Raw genomic sequence first — 17,540 nt, 5'->3', positions numbered from 1 at the left:
AGGAGCGGGCTGCTAAAGTAGTCCGTGGTTGCGTGCAGCCTGCACCGCGGCGGTGCGTGTAGGAGCCTGCAGCTTGTCAAAAATATGCACCAAGTGAGTCTTCACGGTCGCTTCGGAGACGAAGAGCGTCCGTGCAATTTCGCGGTTACTTAGGCCCGTGGCTAGGTGTTTTAATACTTCGGCTTCACGGCTGGTCAAGGCAATTTTTGGTTTACGCAACCCGGCCACTACACGTTGGGCCATCTCGGGGGCCAACACCGTGTGCCCGGCAGCCGCCTGGCGGACCGAATCGATGATCGTTTGTGAGGCGACATCTTTGAGTAAGTACCCTGCGGCTCCGGCCTCGATGCACTGTAGGATCTCGGCATCCTTATCAAAGGTGGTCAAAATGAGAACCTGGGGCGGACTGGGTAAAGCGCGAAGCGCCGCGGTAGTAGCCACACCATTCATGCCATCTCCCAGCCGGAGGTCGCACAAGACCACGTCTACCGGGACTTGGGAGGCTAACTTAACTGCCTCTTCACCGCTGCCAGCTTCGCTGAGCACGGAAATGTCCTCATAGTTTTCAAAGAGTGCGCGCAGTCCGGTGCGCACGATTGGGTGGTCATCAACCAGCATAAGGTTAATCAATTTCCGGCCTCAGGGTTCTTTAATGGGACATAGGCCGACAAAGCGGTACCTTCGCCCAGCGTACTTTCAATGTCCAGTCCGCCGCCTAGTTCGCGTAAACGTTGGCGCATGGCGGGTAAGCCGAATCCACCGGATTCTAGGTTTTTTCCCACGTTGGATTGCCATTCTTTAAGGCTGAATCCAATGCCGTCATCAACGATATCTAATCTGATGGCATCACCGGTATCTGCCAATGAGACTACCGTCCGTGTGGCTTTCGCGTGGCGACGCACGTTGGCAAGCGCGGACTGGGCGGTGCGTAGTAGGGCCACCTGAATTCCGGGATCTAACACTGGAAGGTCGACATCCACCCGTAACTCGCTGGAGACCTCACAATCCTTTTCAAAGTCTTCGAGCATACGCCGCAGTGCTCCGGCGAGCGCTTGGGAATCTAATTCACTTGGTGACATGGCGGCAATGATCCTGCGTAGGTCAGACAGCCCTTGCCCGGAGAGCTCTTCGATTCTTTCTAAGGCGTTGGTTGCTTGGCCAGTTTGCTGCGTGTGGAGGGCGGCTTTGGCATGGAGCCCAATGGAGGAGAGCTGTTGAGCGATGGTGTCATGGATTTCTCTGGCCACTCGGGTACGTTCGGCGAGTGCGCCGGCTTCATGCTGGGAGCGTGCCAGTTCCTCTTGAAGATCAGCCATTTCCTGATGTGCGCGTAAGAGTGAGGAGACAAGCTCGTTGCGTTCGGCGATATCACGTTCGAGCTGTAAATATCCGCGGGAGATTCCCCAAGCGAAGGTGCCACCAACCAGTGGGCCAACTACTCCGGAGACTGTGGTTGCACCATGGTGCAGGAAAGGAGCCACAACGGTGAGTACATATACTGCCGCGCACCAGACAACGGAAAGCCCTAAGGCTAATTGGTGGCCAATGAGTAGCCAGAGGCTAAAGGCAACCCACATGAATTCCGGTGAGGCGCTCATCCCTAGGGCCCAGATGGCGACGAGCACGGCGAGCCAATATCCCGGTAGTCGGGTACTTCCCTTGGAACGGAGAACTACGAATCCGAAGAGGTACCACAGAGCAAAAAGTCCTGCCGCGGCGATGGCTAACCAGAGACTGGATGCTGTGGTCGATGCTGCACGAAGTAGCGCGACAAGGAGCAAAACCGCAGTAATTAGGTGTTGCCCCCAGCGCAGAGCACTCACCGAGAGCGCTCGTTGTTGTGCGATTTTAGGCGAAAACCTCGATTTGCCGGATGCTGGCACGGTGGCTTCGCTGGGCATATTCATGACTTACCCACCCATGGTCTAAAACTCATGACTCTGACTCTATCGAAAGCATTTGCCCCCGCGCAGTTGCGCGTGGAGCTTTGGTGACGTGGCGGGGGACTGAACAAGACTTTAGCTCTGCTTCATCTTGCGTTTGATAACGAGTTGTTTACATCGGGAAGGGTGAGCCGCGAAGCATTCTCAAGCCAAAGGACATTGTAGAAATGAAAATTCGTTCCCTAGCAGTTGGCGCCCTGACCGCCTGTTTAGCCGCTACCGTAGTAAGCCCGGTACTGGCAGACAGTCCAAAACACAATGGTGAGACTATCTTGATAGGTCATCGTGGTGCAGCAGGCGTCGCGCCGGAGAACACGATTTCGGCCATTGAAACCGGAAGCCGCTCGGGAGCAGGGTTTGTGGAGATTGATATTCAGCTCTCTGCAGACGGCGTGCCGTTTATTTTCCACGATGATACTCCCGCGCGCACCAGCAACGTGGCTGAGGTCTTCCCGGGCCGTGAGAATGATCCGATTACCTCCTTCACCTGGGATGAACTTCAGCGCCTAGATGTTGGTTCGTATTTCTCAGAGCAATTCGTTGGCGAAAAGATCCCGCACTTTGACGACGTGGCTGATGCACTGACCGGCGAAACGGGAGTGTTCATCGAGATCAAGTCCCCGGCGAAGTCCCCCGGGGTAGAACAGGTTGTGGCCGATTATCTTAAAACCGATCCGCAATGGAGTGCGCTAGAAGCGGGAGGAAAAATTGAGGTTCTTAGCTTCGATGCAGCCTCGAACAAACGATTCGCCGCGCTCGCTCCGGAGGTACCGTTGCAACAACTGCTTGGTTCCGTGCCAAGCGCTACGGAACTGGAGGAAATTGCCAGCTACGCAGATTCATTCGGTACTAGCTACCGCACGCTTGACGCGGCCGGTGCAGAGCGAGTGAAAAATGCCGGGCTGGGTCTCGGGGTCTACACTGTCAATTCTGTGCAGGCCGCCCAGGCTTCCTTGGAGTTGGGGGTGGAGCGTTTGACCGGAGACTTCCCCGCGCAGATTCACCGTCACTTGAAGGGGCAAAAAGTTTTCCCCTCGAACAATGGTGTGGTGATCGAGGACTCGGTCAACGATGTCCCGGGCAATGACGTTCAAGCCGAAACCGGTGAACATGTGGTGCTGACTAATAATTCGAAGCGCACGATTGACGTATCGGGATACCTGCTTCGAGATGCCGGGAATAACGTGCTGTCCATCGGTGAGGGTTATGCGCTGCAGCCAGGCCAAGAGCTGCGTGTCTACACCGGCCCGGGGACTAACTCTGCACAGGCGTACTACAACGGCGGCACTGCTAGTGTGCTGAACAACGGTGGAGATTCGGTGGCATTGTGGACAGCAAAAGATAAGCTGGCCGATACTTTCGCCAACTAATCCCGGGTAAGGGATCGTTCGCCGGGCCACGGAGTAGCATCTTCGCGACCCGGCGAACTACGTGAGCTACTCATCGAGTCAGTTGTCCAATAGGTCTTTTCCTATCGGCTACGCGATGACATCAGCCAGTGTTTGTGGCACTAAAAATACGGGGCTTAAAAGTAGGCTCAAGCCCAACCAGGTTGACAGAAGTGATTCAGCTTTCATCGATGCTGATTGAGTTTTCAGCGTGGTCAATACGCGCTAGACTGGTAGGTACGCGACATTGATCCGGATATCACCGGGGAGTCCTTGGAAGAAGAATCAGGATGCAGATTTGCACTTGATCCAGTAGAACCAAGCGGGACCAGCCCGTCATAGCTGATGAGAAGCGGTTTTTCACTTTTTGCGTGAGCATCACGGTGGGAAATAAGCGGGGTGGTACCGCGGCCAAGTGTCGTCCTCGTAGGCAAGATTTTTTGACCCTACGCTTGAAGGATGGCCATTTCGATGAGCTTCTACCCAAAGGTCACTACCGACCCGACCGGTTCAACCCCGGCCTCACCGCGTTTCCCAGAAATTGAGAAGCGAGTCCTCGAATACTGGAAGAATGACGGCACCTTCCAGGCCTCCATTGACCAGCGTGAGGGTGAAGAGTTCGTCTTCTACGATGGTCCTCCTTTCGCTAACGGCCTGCCGCACTACGGCCACCTGCTCACCGGCTACGTCAAGGACCTGGTGGCCCGCTACCAGACCCAGCGTGGCAAACGCGTAGAACGCCGCTTCGGCTGGGATACCCACGGATTGCCAGCCGAGCTGGAAGCCATGAAGCAGCTGGGCATGACCGACAAGCAGCAGATCGAGTCGATGGGTATCGACAAGTTCAACGATGCTTGCCGCACCTCGGTGATGAAATACGCCGATGAGTGGAAGCAATACGTCAACCGCCAAGCACGTTGGGTTGACTTCGAAAATGACTACAAGACCCTGAACGTTGAGTTCATGGAATCGGTCATCTGGGCCTTCAAGCAGCTTTCGGACAAGGGCCTGACCTACCAGGGCTTCCGCGTCCTGCCTTACTGCTGGAAAGACGAAACCCCGCTGTCCAACCACGAGCTGCGCATGGACGACGACGTGTACAAGAACCGCCAGGACCAGACGGTCACCGTCGGCTTCACGATTCGTGCCGGGGAAACTGAAGTTTCCAAGGAACTTGCCGGCGTTCAGGCATTGGCCTGGACGACGACCCCTTGGACCCTGCCGACTAACGCGGCCCTGGCCGTGCACCCAGCGATCGAATACGTTGTTGTGCCTGCAGGTGAGGCCGGTGTGAAGGCTTCCGCTGCCGCCGGACCATTCTTGCTGGCCAAAGACCTACTTGGCTCCTATGCAAAAGATCTTGGCTACAAAGACGCGAAGGAAGCCGCCTCGGCGATCACCGCGAGTTTCCAAGGCTCCGAACTTGCGGGGGTCCGCTACGAACCACTGTGGGACACCTTTACCGATACCGAAAAATACGGTACCGAAAACGCTTGGCAGATTGTTACCGCTGACTACGTCACCGTGGGTGACGGTACCGGTATCGTGCACCAGGCCCCGGCTTACGGCGAAGACGACCAGCAGGTCTGTGAAGCACACGGCATCCCGGTAGTGCTCTCGATAGACGAGGGTGCGAAGTTCCTTCCACTGTTTGCTGGCGGCCCACTGAACGACATCGCCGGCGTGCAGGTTTTCGACGCTAACAAAACCATCACGAACGTACTGAAGGAAGACGCCCGCTTGGTTAAGCAGGCTTCCTATGAGCACTCCTACCCACACTGCTGGCGCTGCCGTACGCCACTGATCTACCGCGCCATCTCCTCGTGGTACGTGGAAGTCACCAAGATCAAGGACCGGATGGTCGAGCTCAATGAGCAGATCAACTGGATCCCAGGCAACGTGAAGCACGGCCAGTTCGGTAAGTGGCTGGAAAACGCCCGCGACTGGTCCATCTCACGCAACCGCTACTGGGGTTCGCCAATCCCAGTATGGGAATGCTCGGGCGTTGAGTGTACCCACCGCGAGGTTTTTGGCTCGCTTGAAGAGATCAAGAACTTCTTCGGACGCCTTCCGCTGAATCATGAAGGACAGCCAGACCTGCACCGACCATTCATCGATGAGCTGACCAAGGCTCACGAGGGTTGCGCCGAAGGCGGCACTCTCTCACGCGTTGAAGACGTGCTTGATGTCTGGTTCGACTCAGGTTCCATGCCTTACGCACAGGTCCACTACCCATTTGAAAACGGTCAGTGGTTCGACTCAGGTCACCACCCAGCAGATTTCATCGTGGAGTACATTGGCCAGACTCGTGGTTGGTTCTACACCATGCACGTGCTGTCCACCGCACTGTTTGACCGCCCGGCCTACACCAACGTCATCTCCCATGGCATTGTGCTCGGATCCGACGGGCAGAAGATGTCCAAGTCGTTGCAGAACTACCCGAACGTCAACGAAGTTTTGGACCGCGACGGTTCCGACGCGATGCGTTGGTTCCTGATGGCCTCACCAATTCTGCGTGGTGGCAATCTGGTAGTGACCGAGCAGGGTATCCGCGATGGCGTGCGTCAAGTCCTGCTGCCCCTATGGAACGTCTGGCACTTCTTCAACCTGTACACCAACTCCGCGAATAACGGAGCCGGCTACGAAGCTAAGCGTTCAACCAGCTCTACTGACCCACTGGATCAGTACATGCTCGCGGCCACCGGAGAACTCGTTCGCGAAGTCACCGAAGCACTGGACACCTATGAAGTATCGGATGCTACCGAAGCTGTTCGTCACTACATGGACACGCTGACCAACTGGTACGTGCGCCGTTCGCGCCAGCGCTTCTTCGACGAAGATACTCAGGCCTTCGACACGCTGTACACCGCGTTGGAAACCCTCGTGAAGGTTTCGGCATCGCTGTTGCCACTGGCCAGCGAAGAAATCTTCCGCGGGCTGACCGGGGAACGCTCGGTGCACCTGACCGACTGGCCAGATGCCAATGAGTTCCCAGCCGATACGGTGTTGCTGGAAACCATGGACACCACCCGAAAGATCTGCTCTGTAGGCTCCTCACTGCGTAAGGCCAAAAACCTGCGCGTACGCTTGCCACTGGCAGAGCTGAAGGTAGTACTCACCGACGCAGCGCGTCTAGAAGGCACCTACGCTTCGATCATCAAGGACGAACTGAACCTGAAGTCAGTCACCCTGATCGATGCTGCCGGAGTGGACACCGCAAGTTATGGCATCAGCCAGCAGCTGGTGGTCAATGCTCGTGCTGCCGGTCCACGCTTGGGCAAGAACGTCCAGCAAGCTATCAAGGGCGCTAAGTCCGGGGACTGGTCGGTGACCGCTGGCGTGGTCACCGCTGGAGGCCTAGAACTGGCCGAGGGTGAATACACCTTGGACACCGTAGTTGATGAGGCGGCCGAAATTGCGGCAGCCGTCATCGACGGAGGCTTCTTGGTATTGGATACCGAGGTCACCGCGGAACTTGCTGCCGAAGGTACCGCCCGCGATATGGTTCGCGCCATCCAGTCGGCCCGCAAGGAAGCAGACCTGCAGGTTTCGGATCGTATTCGTACGGTCATCACCGCTACCGCGCAGACCGTTGAAGCGTTGGAAAGCAACCGCGAACTGATCAGCAGTGAAACCTTGACCGACGTCTTGGACCTGGTCATTGATGAGTCGCAGGTTGAAACGAAAATTGAAGTGGAGCGCACCGTATGAGTGATCTAGAGCGCGTCTACGCCCAGTTACTGGCTCGCGCGCCAGAAAACAAGATCGAACCACGCATGGACCCGATGTTTCGTGCCATGGAAATCTTGGGGGAGCCGCAAAAGGCTGCGCCGGTTATACACATCACCGGTACCAACGGAAAAACTTCCACCGCACGCATGATCGAGTCGCTGCTGCAGGCACACGATATCCGTACCGGACGCTACTCCTCGCCACATCTGCTGAAGGTCACCGAACGAATCAGCATTGACGGGGAACCAGTTGATGACGAGACGTTCGTGCGCGTCTGGGATGAGATAGCCCCGTTTCTGGACCTAGTCGACGCGGAACTTGCCGAGCAATCAGAGAATCGGCTGACCTACTTCGAAGCGGTGACCATCCTCGCCTTCGCGATTTTCGCCGAGGTACCGGTGGAAGTTGTTGTGTTGGAGGTAGGCCTTGGCGGAATTACCGACGCGACTAATGTGGCAGATGCCCAAGTGTCCGTGTTCACCCCGATTTCGTTGGATCATACCGATTTGCTGGGGGATACCACCGAGCTCATCGCCGAAGAAAAGGTTGGAATTCTTAAGCCAGGCGGTTACCTAGTCTCCGCACGGCAACCAGAAGACGCGGCCGAGGTATTGGTTTCTAAGGTGCGTGAACTGGAAGTTCCCATGGCCTTTGAAACCAGGGACTTCAAACTCATTGACCGCACCATGGGCGTTGGCGGACAGGTATTGTCCATAGAGGGGCAGGCGGGTCGTTACGACGAGATCTACCTGCCGCTATACGGTGCACACCAAGCACAGAACGCTGTCGTTGCACTGGCTGCCGTTGAAGCTTTCCTCGGAGGTGGCGAACGCGAACTCAACGTGGAACTTGTCCGTGATGGCTTTGCCGCCACCACCAGCCCGGGCCGACTAGAGCTGGTGCGCAGTGCACCGAGCATCTTGGTTGATGCCGGACACAATCCCGATGGTATTAAAGCCAGCGCGGAAGCAATCAAAGAATCCTTCGGCTTCTCCCGCTTAGTGCTCATGGTCGGCATCCTGCAGGAAAAGGACGCCGAAGCGATGCTATACACCATGCGTGAAGAGTACGGCGATCTGGTTGATGACCTTTGCTTGACCCAGTCCTCTTCACCACGCGCAATTCCTGCTGGCGAACTGTCCACCATGGCTATCGAGGCTGGGTGGCCGGAGGAAGACCTACACGTCACCGAAAATCTTGAAGACGCGGTGGAGTGGTGCGTGGGACGCGCCGAATCCGGAGACGACCTGGCCGGAGGCGTACTTGTCACCGGTTCGATTACACTGGTGGGCGAAATCTCACTACTGCTCAAGGGAGGGCAGAGCTCCTAATGGCCAAGTTAACTAAGGCGCAGCGCGAGTGGCGTCCGGGGATGAAAAAGAAGCCCCGATCCACCAAGGTGATGTTTGCTTCCACGGTGTTGACCTGTGAGGCGTTTCTCGCCATCTTTGTCACCCTGGCAGCTTTCGGGCTCAAGCGCGCCGAACCTGCGGTAGTGCTTAGCCTGGGTGCCGCGATGGCAGTACTGTGCATCGTCACCTGCGCGCTATTGCGTAAGCCTGCCGGCTACTTAATCGGCTGGATCCTTCAGGTGCTGTTCTTCCTGACTGGGTTCATCCTGGTAGACATGTTCTACCTGTCGGTCTTCTTTGGCCTGTGCTGGTGGTACGCGCTGAAGAAGGGTGGCGAAATGGACGTTGAAGACAAACGCCGAGCCGCTGCACAAGCCGAGTGGGACCGCGCCCACCCAAACGTAGAATCTTAATAAACCAAAGTATCTAGGAACGAAGAGGTAGAAACATGACCGAACGTACTCTCATTCTCGTCAAGCCAGACGGTGTGAAGCGCGGCCTAACCGGCCAGATCCTCGCTCGCATTGAAGCGAAGGGCTACACCATCGCCGAGTTGCAGCAGCTGAACGCAACTCGCGAGTTGCTGGCCGAGCACTACGCAGAGCACGAGGGCAAGCCATTCTACGAGCCACTGGTGGAATTCATGCTCTCGGGCCCAGTTGTTGCGATTGTTGCCGAAGGCCAGGGAGTCATCCCAGGTTTCCGCTCGCTTGCAGGTACTACCGATCCAACCAGCGCAGCACCGGGCACTATCCGTGGTGACTTCGGACGCGACTGGGGCCTGAAGGTTCAGCAGAACCTGGTTCACGGTTCGGACTCGGTTGAGTCTGCAGAACGTGAAATCGGCATCTGGTTCGCCAAGTAAGCCACGTTGTATCGCTCTTCGACGAGAGCAAAAATCCCTGTCTGCCCTCTAAAGGGCGGACAGGGATTTTTAGTATCCAGCCCGGGCTAAGCAACGCTAAGAAGCGCGAGCAGAAAAGAAATATTAAGCTGGACGGCTGAGGAAGGAGCAATGTTGCAAGCACTCAATTCACTGCTTCATGCTCAGGAGCTCCGCTGGAACTTAGAACCAGTCATCCAGGGAGTTATGCGAATGCGGTACAAGTGATGCGCTTGGAGCGGGGGATGAGCTCCATGAAGCATGAGCCGAGGCCGGTACCGAAGACTGACGAATGGAATCATAATCATCTTTGGAGAGCATGACGACAGATTCTTTGGGGGACCTGGAAACAGAGACAACTGCATGTTCGGTCACGACATTATCGACCAAACTAGAAAAATTCTTTAGTGCATCCTCATAGCTGAAATTCAGCATGAGTACCTCCTAAATATCGCAGTGAGCGCTCAAAGGCACTTCGTTGGTGTAGTCAAGCGTGGCCTGCGTTGAGATCAGATCTAACTAAAAACCGGATCTTGTTGCTGTGACAACGATTCTCCAGGCGCCGCACTTGTCACATAAAGCCGCTTCTTTCACTTGAGTCACATTAAACACATCACTAGAAGAAAGCGCAACGTTGCAGGTCTCCAGATGACGGCCCTAATCAGTTCTGAGCTTTGCGAATAGCAATGAATCGCGGCGCTGAGAATTGATGAGTTTGTGTCCGCGTAACAGCCCCTCATAGTTCAAGCCAGCCTTTTCCAAGACCCGGCGGGAAGCGGTATTCTGTGGCGCGCACGTGGCAGTGAGGCGATGCAGATCAAGAGTGCCAAAGCCTAGTTCAAGGAGCAACTGTGCCGCTTCGGTAGCGTATCCGCGACCCCAGTAGCGCTGGTTGAGGCTGTAGCCAAGCTCGCCGCACCGGTGTCGCTCGTCGGTGGTCCACACGGCCGCGGCCCCAATGAGCTGACCTTCGACGAGCATTGCCAGAGTTAACGCCTCTGTGGACGGCGTACAGGCCTCCAACAGGTACTCGTGAGTCTGCGCTTCGGTGTTCGGGCCCCATTCGGCATATCGATAGACCAGCGGGTCGGTGGCGTACTCATGTACGGCAGCAAAGTCCGAGGGCAGAAAACGACCTAGGGACACCGTTGTATGCGTGGTGATGATTTCACGTTTTATTCCAGGCACGTCTACTCCTTTCAATACAAAAAAGTCTTGGCCCCACCACAATCGGTGAGGCCAAGACAATGCACTATCGAGTTCTAGCTTTCGGCACCTCGGGGGGTGCCTTCGGGAAGAGAATCGTCGGTGTCCAGCGATTTTTTATTATCTTCTGGTTTGACCTCCGCCTCGATGTCCTTCTTGGCATCATCAACGGCATGCGAGTTATCTCTATCCGTCCAGACCTTGACCACTGCCCAAGCAGCTGCGGTCAATGGCACAGACAACACGGCGCCGATAATGCCTGCCAGCACGGTGCCGGCGGCCAGAGCGATCAAGACTACAAGAGCATGCAAGTTCAGCGCGTTGGCCATGACCACCGGCTGAAGGAAGTTACCTTCTAGCTGGTTGACGATGATTACCGCTGCCAGCACGATCAATGCGACGACTGGACCGTTGGTTACCAAGGCGATCAGCGTAGCCAAAATACCGGCCACGGTGGCACCAACCATCGGAATGAACGAACCGAGGAAGACAATAACCGCCAGCGGCAGAGCCAAAGGAACTTGCAAGATCAACAACGTCGCTGCGATACCCAGAGTATCTACGGCGGCGACTGTTGCGGTTCCACGAATGTATCCGCCGAAGGTGCGCAGAGCACGATCTCCGGAAAGAATCCACTTGTTGCGGTAGTGCTTTGGCGTCCAAGAGACGGCAAAAGCCCAGATCCGGTCGCCGTCCTTCAGGAAGAAGAACAATATCACCAGCAGTAAGACCAGTCCGGTCACGAAGCTACCGGCGGCACTGAGCGTGTTGAGCGCGCCTGTTCCGAACTGCGAACTTGTCAGGAACGAGGTGACGGAATTTACGACACTATCGATCTGCGATTGATCAATGGATAGTGGCATATTGCCAATGAAACCTTGGACCATGTCGTTGAGCTGATTAAAGCCCTCGACCGCCTGATCAACAAGCCTAGGCCATTCTTTGATGACCGAGAAGACTAAGCCGGTACCAATTCCGCCAAGCACCAATAATGAACCGAGGAAGACAATCCATGCGGAAAGCAAGGGGGAGAAGACCTTGCGCAGTTTCAGTACCAGTGGCCACAATGCGCAAGAAATAATCACCGCGAGCAGGGTCGGGATAACGATCACTGTGAGGCGCAACAAGCCAATAATAAAGAACGCTGCTAGTGTTCCGACGATTAGCAACTGTGCGCTGCGAATACCCAGACGACCGAGCATGTCCGTCCATAGCCCGGGTACTGTGAAGTTGGGCTTAGCCGCTTCAGACTCGTTGAGAAGTTCACCTACCGGAGGCTCTGGGGATGCTGACGGAGCGGCTTTTGGCTGACGCTGCGGCAACTTAAGTTTACGGAGAAAATCCATGGGTACTCCTTGTAACTGACACTAACTAGCTTCAACAATAGGCTAACGAGTGGATTAGCAATCGCCACAACGCCGAGAGAAGCTAATTTCGGGTCTGGCTTTTGTGTTTATAAGCCACTGGAGCAACAAAATGGGGTGTTTATCCACGAAAACGTGGACAAGCACCCCATCAGAGCTAGTTTGAGTCAGTAGGGGATTAGTTCCCGAAATACTCCTCGGCGAGCAAGCTCATCAGAATACGGTCATGGAATGCTCCATCGTGGAATCCTGCCTGACGGTGGCGGCCTTCCTCGCGGAAGCCGGCACGAGAGAACGTGCGCAGTGCGCGTTCGTTGTATGCCCAGATTCCCAAGCCGATTCGGTTCAGTCCCATTTCTCGGAAGCCAAAGTCAACGATCATCTTCGTTGCGACGGTGCCGTATCCCTGGCCGACGTTTGAGCCGCCAATCATCAGCATGAGTTCAGCCGAACGTGCCGGAGCGTTGAAGTTATAAAGTGCGGTGTGTCCAATCAAAGTGTCATCTGGCAGCGTCACGGACAGACCCACACCATCTTTGGTCCCACGGTTCAGGCTCCAGCTCTTAAAAAGGCTGGCAGCTTCAATTCCTGGATGAGGCAGGACAATATTTCCTTGCAGTGCCATGAATTCTGGACTGTTCCACCACTGGGTCAGGATTGGTAGATCATCGTCTTGTAGCTCACGGAGCCTAATTGTGTCCGAGATCAGTAGATTGATGCCGTAATCTTGGGCATTTTCTGTATTCCAATTGTCGCTTCCCATGACCCTAATCTAGTCGCTTTGAACTCGCTTGGGGTGATTTGGCTCATGGTGAGCAGTCGATGCGGTATTGGGCCTAAGCGAAAAATTCCCTGATTGCGCGGGGGAGTAAGCGAAAATTCGTGGGGCACCGGTGCATCAAGGTTTTCGCTAATAGCGCGAATTGGTGATTCATCGTTGCCAAATCAAATCAACTAGAAACGCGAAAAGCACACCGAAGAAGTAAGCCACTAGATCGGTTGGCGCAAAACCGGTCCCCAAAACTAACCGTGCGGGTGGGAATAAGTCCGCCACGGAGCTTGGGAAAGCAGTTAATTGCAATAGTTCCACCGCTACGCACCATCCCAGTGCCCACAATCCCACGGTAATCTGTGTGCCTGTCGGGACTAGGAACGCCACCAAAACATAGATTAAACTCGCGTAGAGAATTCCTCCGGATAGATCCGAGAGCAAACCCCAGGGCTGAAAGCGCAGGAATAAACCGATGGGGATCAGCGCCACGGCACTGATCCCCATCATGAGTCGACGCTGGCTGAGACTAGCCAAAGAAGGCATTCGGGAATCGCATGACGATTGAGGCCGCAACCAGGACCCAGAGGATTGCGGTGATAATCCAGCTCCATTCGGTGACAAACTTTTTCAGTCCTGCCGAACCTGGGATGATGCCTCGGACAATATTATGTGAGGTGGTGAAGACGAAGAGGGGAATCATGACCGCCCAAACCACCATGCAGTAAGGGCATAGCGCGTTAATCTCGTAAAGTGCCTGAGACCAGAGCCAAATTACGAATACCATGGCGATGGTTACGCCGGCTTGGATGCCAATCCAGAACCAACGCTGGAATTTGGCGCCTGCGAGCAAGGCCATGCCGATGGTGATCAGTACGCCAAAGAGCACAATTCCCAGAAATGGGTTGGGGAATCCTAGGAGTGCCGCTTGGCTGGACTTCATTACGGTGCCACAGGAGACCCATGGGTTGAAGTCACAGCTGGTGATGTAATCGGGATTCTTGTAGAGCTCTAGGCGCTCTAAGACCAAAATGCCTGAAGCGATCCATGCGATCGTTCCGGTGAGTACAGCGAATATTCCATAGCCGCGCTCTTTTGCCCACCAGGGCAACACGCCCGAGTTCTGCGGACTCTCAAGTGATGAAACCATATCTTGACTATTCCATATGTTCAGTCGAATGCGGGTCAACGCGCAACTTGCATAGCTCATACTATGGAGCTTTTCTGTGCAATATATATGTGTTTGTGAACTTGCAATGAACTAAATATGAGAGAATGGAAATGGTTGTTCGCGGATCCACAGTCTGCTTTCAACCCGACGACAGACTTTTGAAACGACAGATCGTCTTGCGATGCATCGCTTCGGTTGAGTGCCCATTACGTGCGCCTCCCGAGGGAATACCGCGGATCGTAGGGCTGCAAAGGAAAGCAGCCGGTTTTCAACGGCCACGTTGAGCCGCAGCAAGTGCATATCGGATCAGTTAAATGGACCGGCATGAAACAAGCTGCGGAACACACAAGGACTTTTGTGTCTGGCCGACTCATCGAGGACGGCCTTAAGACACGTGACGAATGTTGTTTCAGCCTAGGCACCGTCTGTGGAGGTCGCCGAAGCGGGAATTTAAACTAGGAGTACGCGAATTTAAATGAGCGCATCAAATCAGCGAAAGGGAGGGGCGCAGTCAAATAAGCGAGGCAATCGTTCGCGAGCCCGCCGTACCACTGTAGCCACCACCCCCTCACGTCCACTGCGACGTGCATTAACTCTGGCCGAACTCAATGCCGCAGCCGGCGTAGAGGAAAGCCCGTTCCGTTGGCGCGCCACGCGCCGCACACAGGTATCCACTCCTGACTCGGTCAAGCGCCTGAGCCGCCAAGCCGAACGCCGCCAGCAAGTGGCTCGTGACGCCGTCGAGCAAGCAGCCGCAGCGTCTGAAGAGAAGATTGCCTCACAAGAGACAGCAGTCGAGGTTGAGGTTGAGCAGGTTCCGGAAGAAACCGGTCCGAAGCTTGCCGCGGCAGTCACCGAGCCAACCAAGGGATCCGCGGCCAGCGAAGTTTCGCCCGAGGACCACACCGGTGCCTTGCTTGCAGAGCACGGCAACACGATGATCATGAACCCGTTCGCAATTCCAGAGGCAGCTCACACGGTAGTGCAGCATGCGGTGGCTAAGACCGCTAACCCGGTGAAGACGCGAACCCCACGCCAGCAGCACAGTGAAGAGACCGAAGACGAAGATGTCACCTCGCGTCGTCGTCGCCGTCGCCGCCGTGGAGATGTCGATCTTGAGGTTGAAGGCGGCTCGCAGGATGATCCGCCAAACACTGTGACCCGCGTTCGCGCCCCACGCGCCAGCGTTGAGTCACAGATTCCAGCATCGGACCGCGTGACCTCGGTTCGCGGTTCCACCCGTCTGGAAGCAAAACGTCAGCGTCGCCGCGAATCGCGTGAGACCGGTCGTCGTCGTCAGGTGATTACCGAAGCCGAGTTCTTAGCTCGTCGCGAATCGGTAGAGCGCAAGATGATTGTGCGCCAGCGCGAAGATCGTATCCAGATCGGCGTGATGGAAGACGGAGTGCTCGCCGAGCACTTTGTCTCCAAGACTCAGCAAGATTCATTGATTGGCAACGTTTACCTGGGCAAGGTTCAGAATGTGTTGCCTTCTATGGAAGCTGCATTCGTGGATATTGGTCGCGGCCGTAATGCGGTGCTTTATGCCGGCGAAGTGAACTGGGATGTTGCAGCACTTGAGGGCCAGCCACGCCGCATTGAAAATGCGTTGAAGGCCGGAGATTCGGTCCTCGTGCAGGTCACCAAGGATCCAGTGGGCCACAAGGGTGCACGTCTGACCAGCCAGGTGTCCCTGCCGGGTCGTTACCTGGTTTATGTGCCAGGTGGCTCGATGACTGGTATCTCCCGCAAATTGCCAGACGTGGAACGTCAGCGCCTGAAGAAGATCTTGAAGGATCACCTGCCGGAAAACGCTGGCGTCATCGTACGTACCGCGGCCGAGGGCGCATCTGAAGAAGAGCTGACTAACGACATCAACCGCCTGCGAGCTCAGTGGGAAGGTATCGAAGCACAGTCTTCCTCAACCAAGACCCTAGCTCCAGAGCTTCTGTACTCGGAACCTGACCTCACCATCAAGGTGGTTCGTGACGTCTTCAACGAAGACTTCACCAAGCTGATAGTCTCCGGCGAACAAGCTTGGGACACCATCGAGGCTTACGTGATGTACGTGGCACCGGATCTGATGAGCCGCTTGGAGAAGTGGGAACAGTCTGAGGATATCTTCAACAATTTCCGCATTGACGAACAGATCAACAAGGCTTTGGATCGTAAGGTCTTCTTGCCATCGGGCGGTTCGCTGGTTATTGATCGTACCGAAGCAATGACCGTTATTGACGTGAATACCGGTAAGTTCACCGGCTCTGGCGGAAATCTGGAAGAAACCGTCACCAAGAATAACTTGGAAGCGGCCGAAGAAGTTGTCCGCCAGCTGCGCTTGCGTGACATTGGTGGCATTATCGTCATCGACTTCATTGACATGGTTTTGGAAGCCAACCGCGATCTGGTGCTACGCCGACTGGTCGAGTGTCTTGGCCGTGACCGCACTAAGCATCAGGTAGCCGAGGTCACCAGCCTAGGACTGGTACAGATGACGCGTAAGCGCATGGGTACAGGTTTGCTGGAGGTCTTCGGTGAAGAATGTGAAGCATGTTCCGGTAGTGGCTTCATCACCCATGAAGAGCCAGTAGAACACCGCAAATCCTTCAACTCTTCCGGTGAAGCTCACGCAAAGAAGTTCCCGGAGAAGTCTTCGTCTCAGCGTCCGGAGCGTCGTCGCCGTCGTGGCAACGAACGTGAAGACGTGAAGCCAGCAGAGCATAACGCCGCGCATCATGAATCTGAACCTAGTGAGAAGAACGAAGTTACTCGCCACGCGTTAGCCAATATTGCTGCGGCATCGCACCTTGAGCAACCTGTTGAAGCTGGTTTGAAGATTGACGGAACGAACGTCCCGGTCACTAAGGGTGAAGCTGCACAGGCTTCCTCCGAGGAGAACTCGGTAACTCTGGAAGCCTTGGAAGCCGCCCTTCCGGGCGGAGCCGAAGGGGAAGATCCGGAAGGCCTTGAGGCTGGTCGCAAGCCACGTCGCCGTTCACGATCACGTTCACGCGGACGTGGCCACGCGGACCAAGGACACGGATCCGAGCAGGCCGAAGTACAGGCATCCGCTCCAGAAACCGAAACTGAAACCTCTCAGGTTCCGGTTGCCGAAAAGCAGCCAGAACCAAATGCACGCAAGCGTGGCTCACGCCGAGCTACTCGCGCGCAGAGTGAATCCGTAGCTGTGCCCAGCTCGTCCGGACAGCCAATGCTGACTGGGCTTGCAATGCCAGCCTCGCAGGGAGCGCAGGTAGCCCAAGCTGCCGCAGCCGCTCCAGCAGCCGCAGCAACCGCTGTGGCCCCACAGAGTTCCACTAAACCAAAGCGACGCAGCCGTCGGGCCACCTCGGTCCAGGGCGATGCGCACGCAGAGGTTAGTGTGGCCGAGGTATCTGCTGCCACCGGTTCGGTGGTTCAGATGGATACCAGCAGTGCACGAAACGTAAAGCCAACAGCGGCTGCCGGGCAACCGGTAATGCTTGGTGTTGGAGTTCCGGTTCGTGAACTGAAATAAGATGAACTTGATCACGCTTCACCCGCTGGGGCAGTTTCTATTTGCCCCGGTGGTGTTGACTAGCGTAATCTGGTTGATCGGTGCTAAACGCCAAGATCACGGATTTCTGATCCGCTCGGCGTCAAGGCACAAGCGCATGAGATCCCTGATTCAGGCATCTAATTTATTAGATGTTCGGGTTGATTTCTGCGCCGGTAAGACAATAAACGTCGAGTAGA

The 17,540-nt window shown here is 55.6% G+C and carries 14 protein-coding genes; 6 read left to right on the top strand and 8 right to left on the bottom strand.

The window, feature by feature from the left end:
* Positions 1-12 precede the first annotated feature (12 nt).
* The gene (locus tag IEX04_RS17975) at positions 13-630 is read right to left on the bottom strand and encodes a response regulator (protein WP_188687434.1); all 618 of its coding nucleotides are present in this window, start codon (positions 628-630) and stop codon (positions 13-15) included.
* A complete protein-coding gene (locus IEX04_RS17970; RefSeq protein ID WP_229677244.1) occupies positions 627-1,907 on the bottom strand; it encodes a sensor histidine kinase in 1,281 nt (426 codons plus the stop codon). Before IEX04_RS17970 ends, IEX04_RS17975 begins: the two co-directional genes overlap by 4 nt.
* Positions 1,908-2,110: 203 nt before the next feature.
* Between IEX04_RS17970 and IEX04_RS17965 the strand changes: the two genes are divergently transcribed.
* The 5 genes from IEX04_RS17965 to ndk all read left to right on the top strand — a co-directional run bounded on the left by IEX04_RS17965 (position 2,111) and on the right by ndk (position 9,280).
* Positions 2,111-3,313, top strand: coding sequence for a glycerophosphodiester phosphodiesterase family protein (locus tag IEX04_RS17965; protein ID WP_188687433.1), 1,203 nt, complete (start codon positions 2,111-2,113; stop codon positions 3,311-3,313).
* 489 nt (positions 3,314-3,802) lie between these two features.
* Positions 3,803-7,042 carry an isoleucine--tRNA ligase gene (ileS, locus tag IEX04_RS17960; RefSeq protein ID WP_188687432.1) on the top strand — a complete coding sequence of 1,080 codons (3,240 nt, stop codon included), beginning with the start codon at positions 3,803-3,805 and terminating at the stop codon, positions 7,040-7,042.
* On the top strand, positions 7,039-8,394 hold the full coding sequence (locus IEX04_RS17955) for a bifunctional folylpolyglutamate synthase/dihydrofolate synthase (protein WP_096254646.1): 1,356 nt from the start codon (positions 7,039-7,041) through the stop codon (positions 8,392-8,394). Before ileS ends, IEX04_RS17955 begins: the two co-directional genes overlap by 4 nt.
* Positions 8,394-8,828, top strand: coding sequence for a DUF4233 domain-containing protein (locus IEX04_RS17950; protein ID WP_096254647.1), 435 nt, complete (start codon positions 8,394-8,396; stop codon positions 8,826-8,828). Before IEX04_RS17955 ends, IEX04_RS17950 begins: the two co-directional genes overlap by 1 nt.
* A gap of 35 nt (positions 8,829-8,863) precedes the next feature.
* On the top strand, positions 8,864-9,280 hold the full coding sequence (gene ndk / locus IEX04_RS17945; RefSeq protein WP_096254648.1) for a nucleoside-diphosphate kinase: 417 nt from the start codon (positions 8,864-8,866) through the stop codon (positions 9,278-9,280).
* Positions 9,281-9,481: 201 nt separating this feature from the next.
* Here ndk and IEX04_RS17940 read toward each other — a convergent pair whose 3' ends face one another.
* From IEX04_RS17940 to IEX04_RS17915, 6 genes are all read right to left on the bottom strand, one after another.
* Positions 9,482-9,733: a type II toxin-antitoxin system Phd/YefM family antitoxin gene (locus IEX04_RS17940; RefSeq protein ID WP_096254649.1), complete on the bottom strand. Its 252-nt coding sequence runs from the start codon at positions 9,731-9,733 to the stop codon at positions 9,482-9,484.
* Between the two features lie 222 nt (positions 9,734-9,955).
* Positions 9,956-10,486 carry a GNAT family N-acetyltransferase gene (locus IEX04_RS17935; protein WP_229677243.1) on the bottom strand — a complete coding sequence of 177 codons (531 nt, stop codon included), beginning with the start codon at positions 10,484-10,486 and terminating at the stop codon, positions 9,956-9,958.
* 74 nt (positions 10,487-10,560) lie between these two features.
* Positions 10,561-11,850 (bottom strand): AI-2E family transporter, encoded by a 1,290-nt coding sequence (locus IEX04_RS17930; protein ID WP_188687431.1) that lies wholly within the window; start codon positions 11,848-11,850, stop codon positions 10,561-10,563.
* Between the two features lie 196 nt (positions 11,851-12,046).
* Entirely contained in the window at positions 12,047-12,631 is a 585-nt protein-coding gene (locus IEX04_RS17925; protein WP_096254651.1) for a GNAT family N-acetyltransferase, read from the bottom strand.
* A 168-nt stretch (positions 12,632-12,799) separates the two neighbouring features.
* The gene (locus IEX04_RS17920) at positions 12,800-13,183 is read right to left on the bottom strand and encodes a ribosomal maturation YjgA family protein (RefSeq protein WP_229677242.1); all 384 of its coding nucleotides are present in this window, start codon (positions 13,181-13,183) and stop codon (positions 12,800-12,802) included.
* Positions 13,167-13,787, bottom strand: coding sequence for a vitamin K epoxide reductase family protein (locus tag IEX04_RS17915; RefSeq protein ID WP_188687430.1), 621 nt, complete (start codon positions 13,785-13,787; stop codon positions 13,167-13,169). The genes IEX04_RS17920 and IEX04_RS17915 overlap by 17 nt, the downstream gene beginning before the upstream one ends.
* 496 nt (positions 13,788-14,283) lie before the next feature.
* Here IEX04_RS17915 and IEX04_RS17910 point away from each other — a divergent pair, with 496 nt between their 5' ends.
* Positions 14,284-17,322 (top strand): Rne/Rng family ribonuclease, encoded by a 3,039-nt coding sequence (locus IEX04_RS17910; RefSeq protein WP_188687429.1) that lies wholly within the window; start codon positions 14,284-14,286, stop codon positions 17,320-17,322.
* The last annotated feature ends 218 nt before the right edge of the window (positions 17,323-17,540 follow it).

Source organism: Glutamicibacter ardleyensis (genome assembly GCF_014644555.1).
Lineage (GTDB): Bacteria > Actinomycetota > Actinomycetes > Actinomycetales > Micrococcaceae > Glutamicibacter > Glutamicibacter bergerei.
This window is presented reverse-complemented; position numbering and strand designations above follow the sequence as displayed.

What these genes read in the sequence shown, in the direction of transcription:
- IEX04_RS17925 (WP_096254651.1), bottom strand. Translation starts at nt 12,631, where the DNA reads ATGGGAAGCGACAATTGGAATACAGAAAATGCCCAAGATTACGGCATC.
- IEX04_RS17915 (WP_188687430.1), bottom strand. Translation starts at nt 13,787, where the DNA reads ATGGTTTCATCACTTGAGAGTCCGCAGAACTCGGGCGTGTTGCCCTGG.
- IEX04_RS17950 (WP_096254647.1), top strand. Translation starts at nt 8,394, where the DNA reads ATGGCCAAGTTAACTAAGGCGCAGCGCGAGTGGCGTCCGGGGATGAAA.
- IEX04_RS17920 (WP_229677242.1), bottom strand. Translation starts at nt 13,183, where the DNA reads ATGCCTTCTTTGGCTAGTCTCAGCCAGCGTCGACTCATGATGGGGATC.
- ndk (WP_096254648.1), top strand. Translation starts at nt 8,864, where the DNA reads ATGACCGAACGTACTCTCATTCTCGTCAAGCCAGACGGTGTGAAGCGC.
- IEX04_RS17940 (WP_096254649.1), bottom strand. Translation starts at nt 9,733, where the DNA reads ATGCTGAATTTCAGCTATGAGGATGCACTAAAGAATTTTTCTAGTTTG.
- IEX04_RS17955 (WP_096254646.1), top strand. Translation starts at nt 7,039, where the DNA reads ATGAGTGATCTAGAGCGCGTCTACGCCCAGTTACTGGCTCGCGCGCCA.
- IEX04_RS17910 (WP_188687429.1), top strand. Translation starts at nt 14,284, where the DNA reads ATGAGCGCATCAAATCAGCGAAAGGGAGGGGCGCAGTCAAATAAGCGA.
- IEX04_RS17930 (WP_188687431.1), bottom strand. Translation starts at nt 11,850, where the DNA reads ATGGATTTTCTCCGTAAACTTAAGTTGCCGCAGCGTCAGCCAAAAGCC.
- IEX04_RS17970 (WP_229677244.1), bottom strand. Translation starts at nt 1,907, where the DNA reads ATGAATATGCCCAGCGAAGCCACCGTGCCAGCATCCGGCAAATCGAGG.
- ileS (WP_188687432.1), top strand. Translation starts at nt 3,803, where the DNA reads ATGAGCTTCTACCCAAAGGTCACTACCGACCCGACCGGTTCAACCCCG.
- IEX04_RS17965 (WP_188687433.1), top strand. Translation starts at nt 2,111, where the DNA reads ATGAAAATTCGTTCCCTAGCAGTTGGCGCCCTGACCGCCTGTTTAGCC.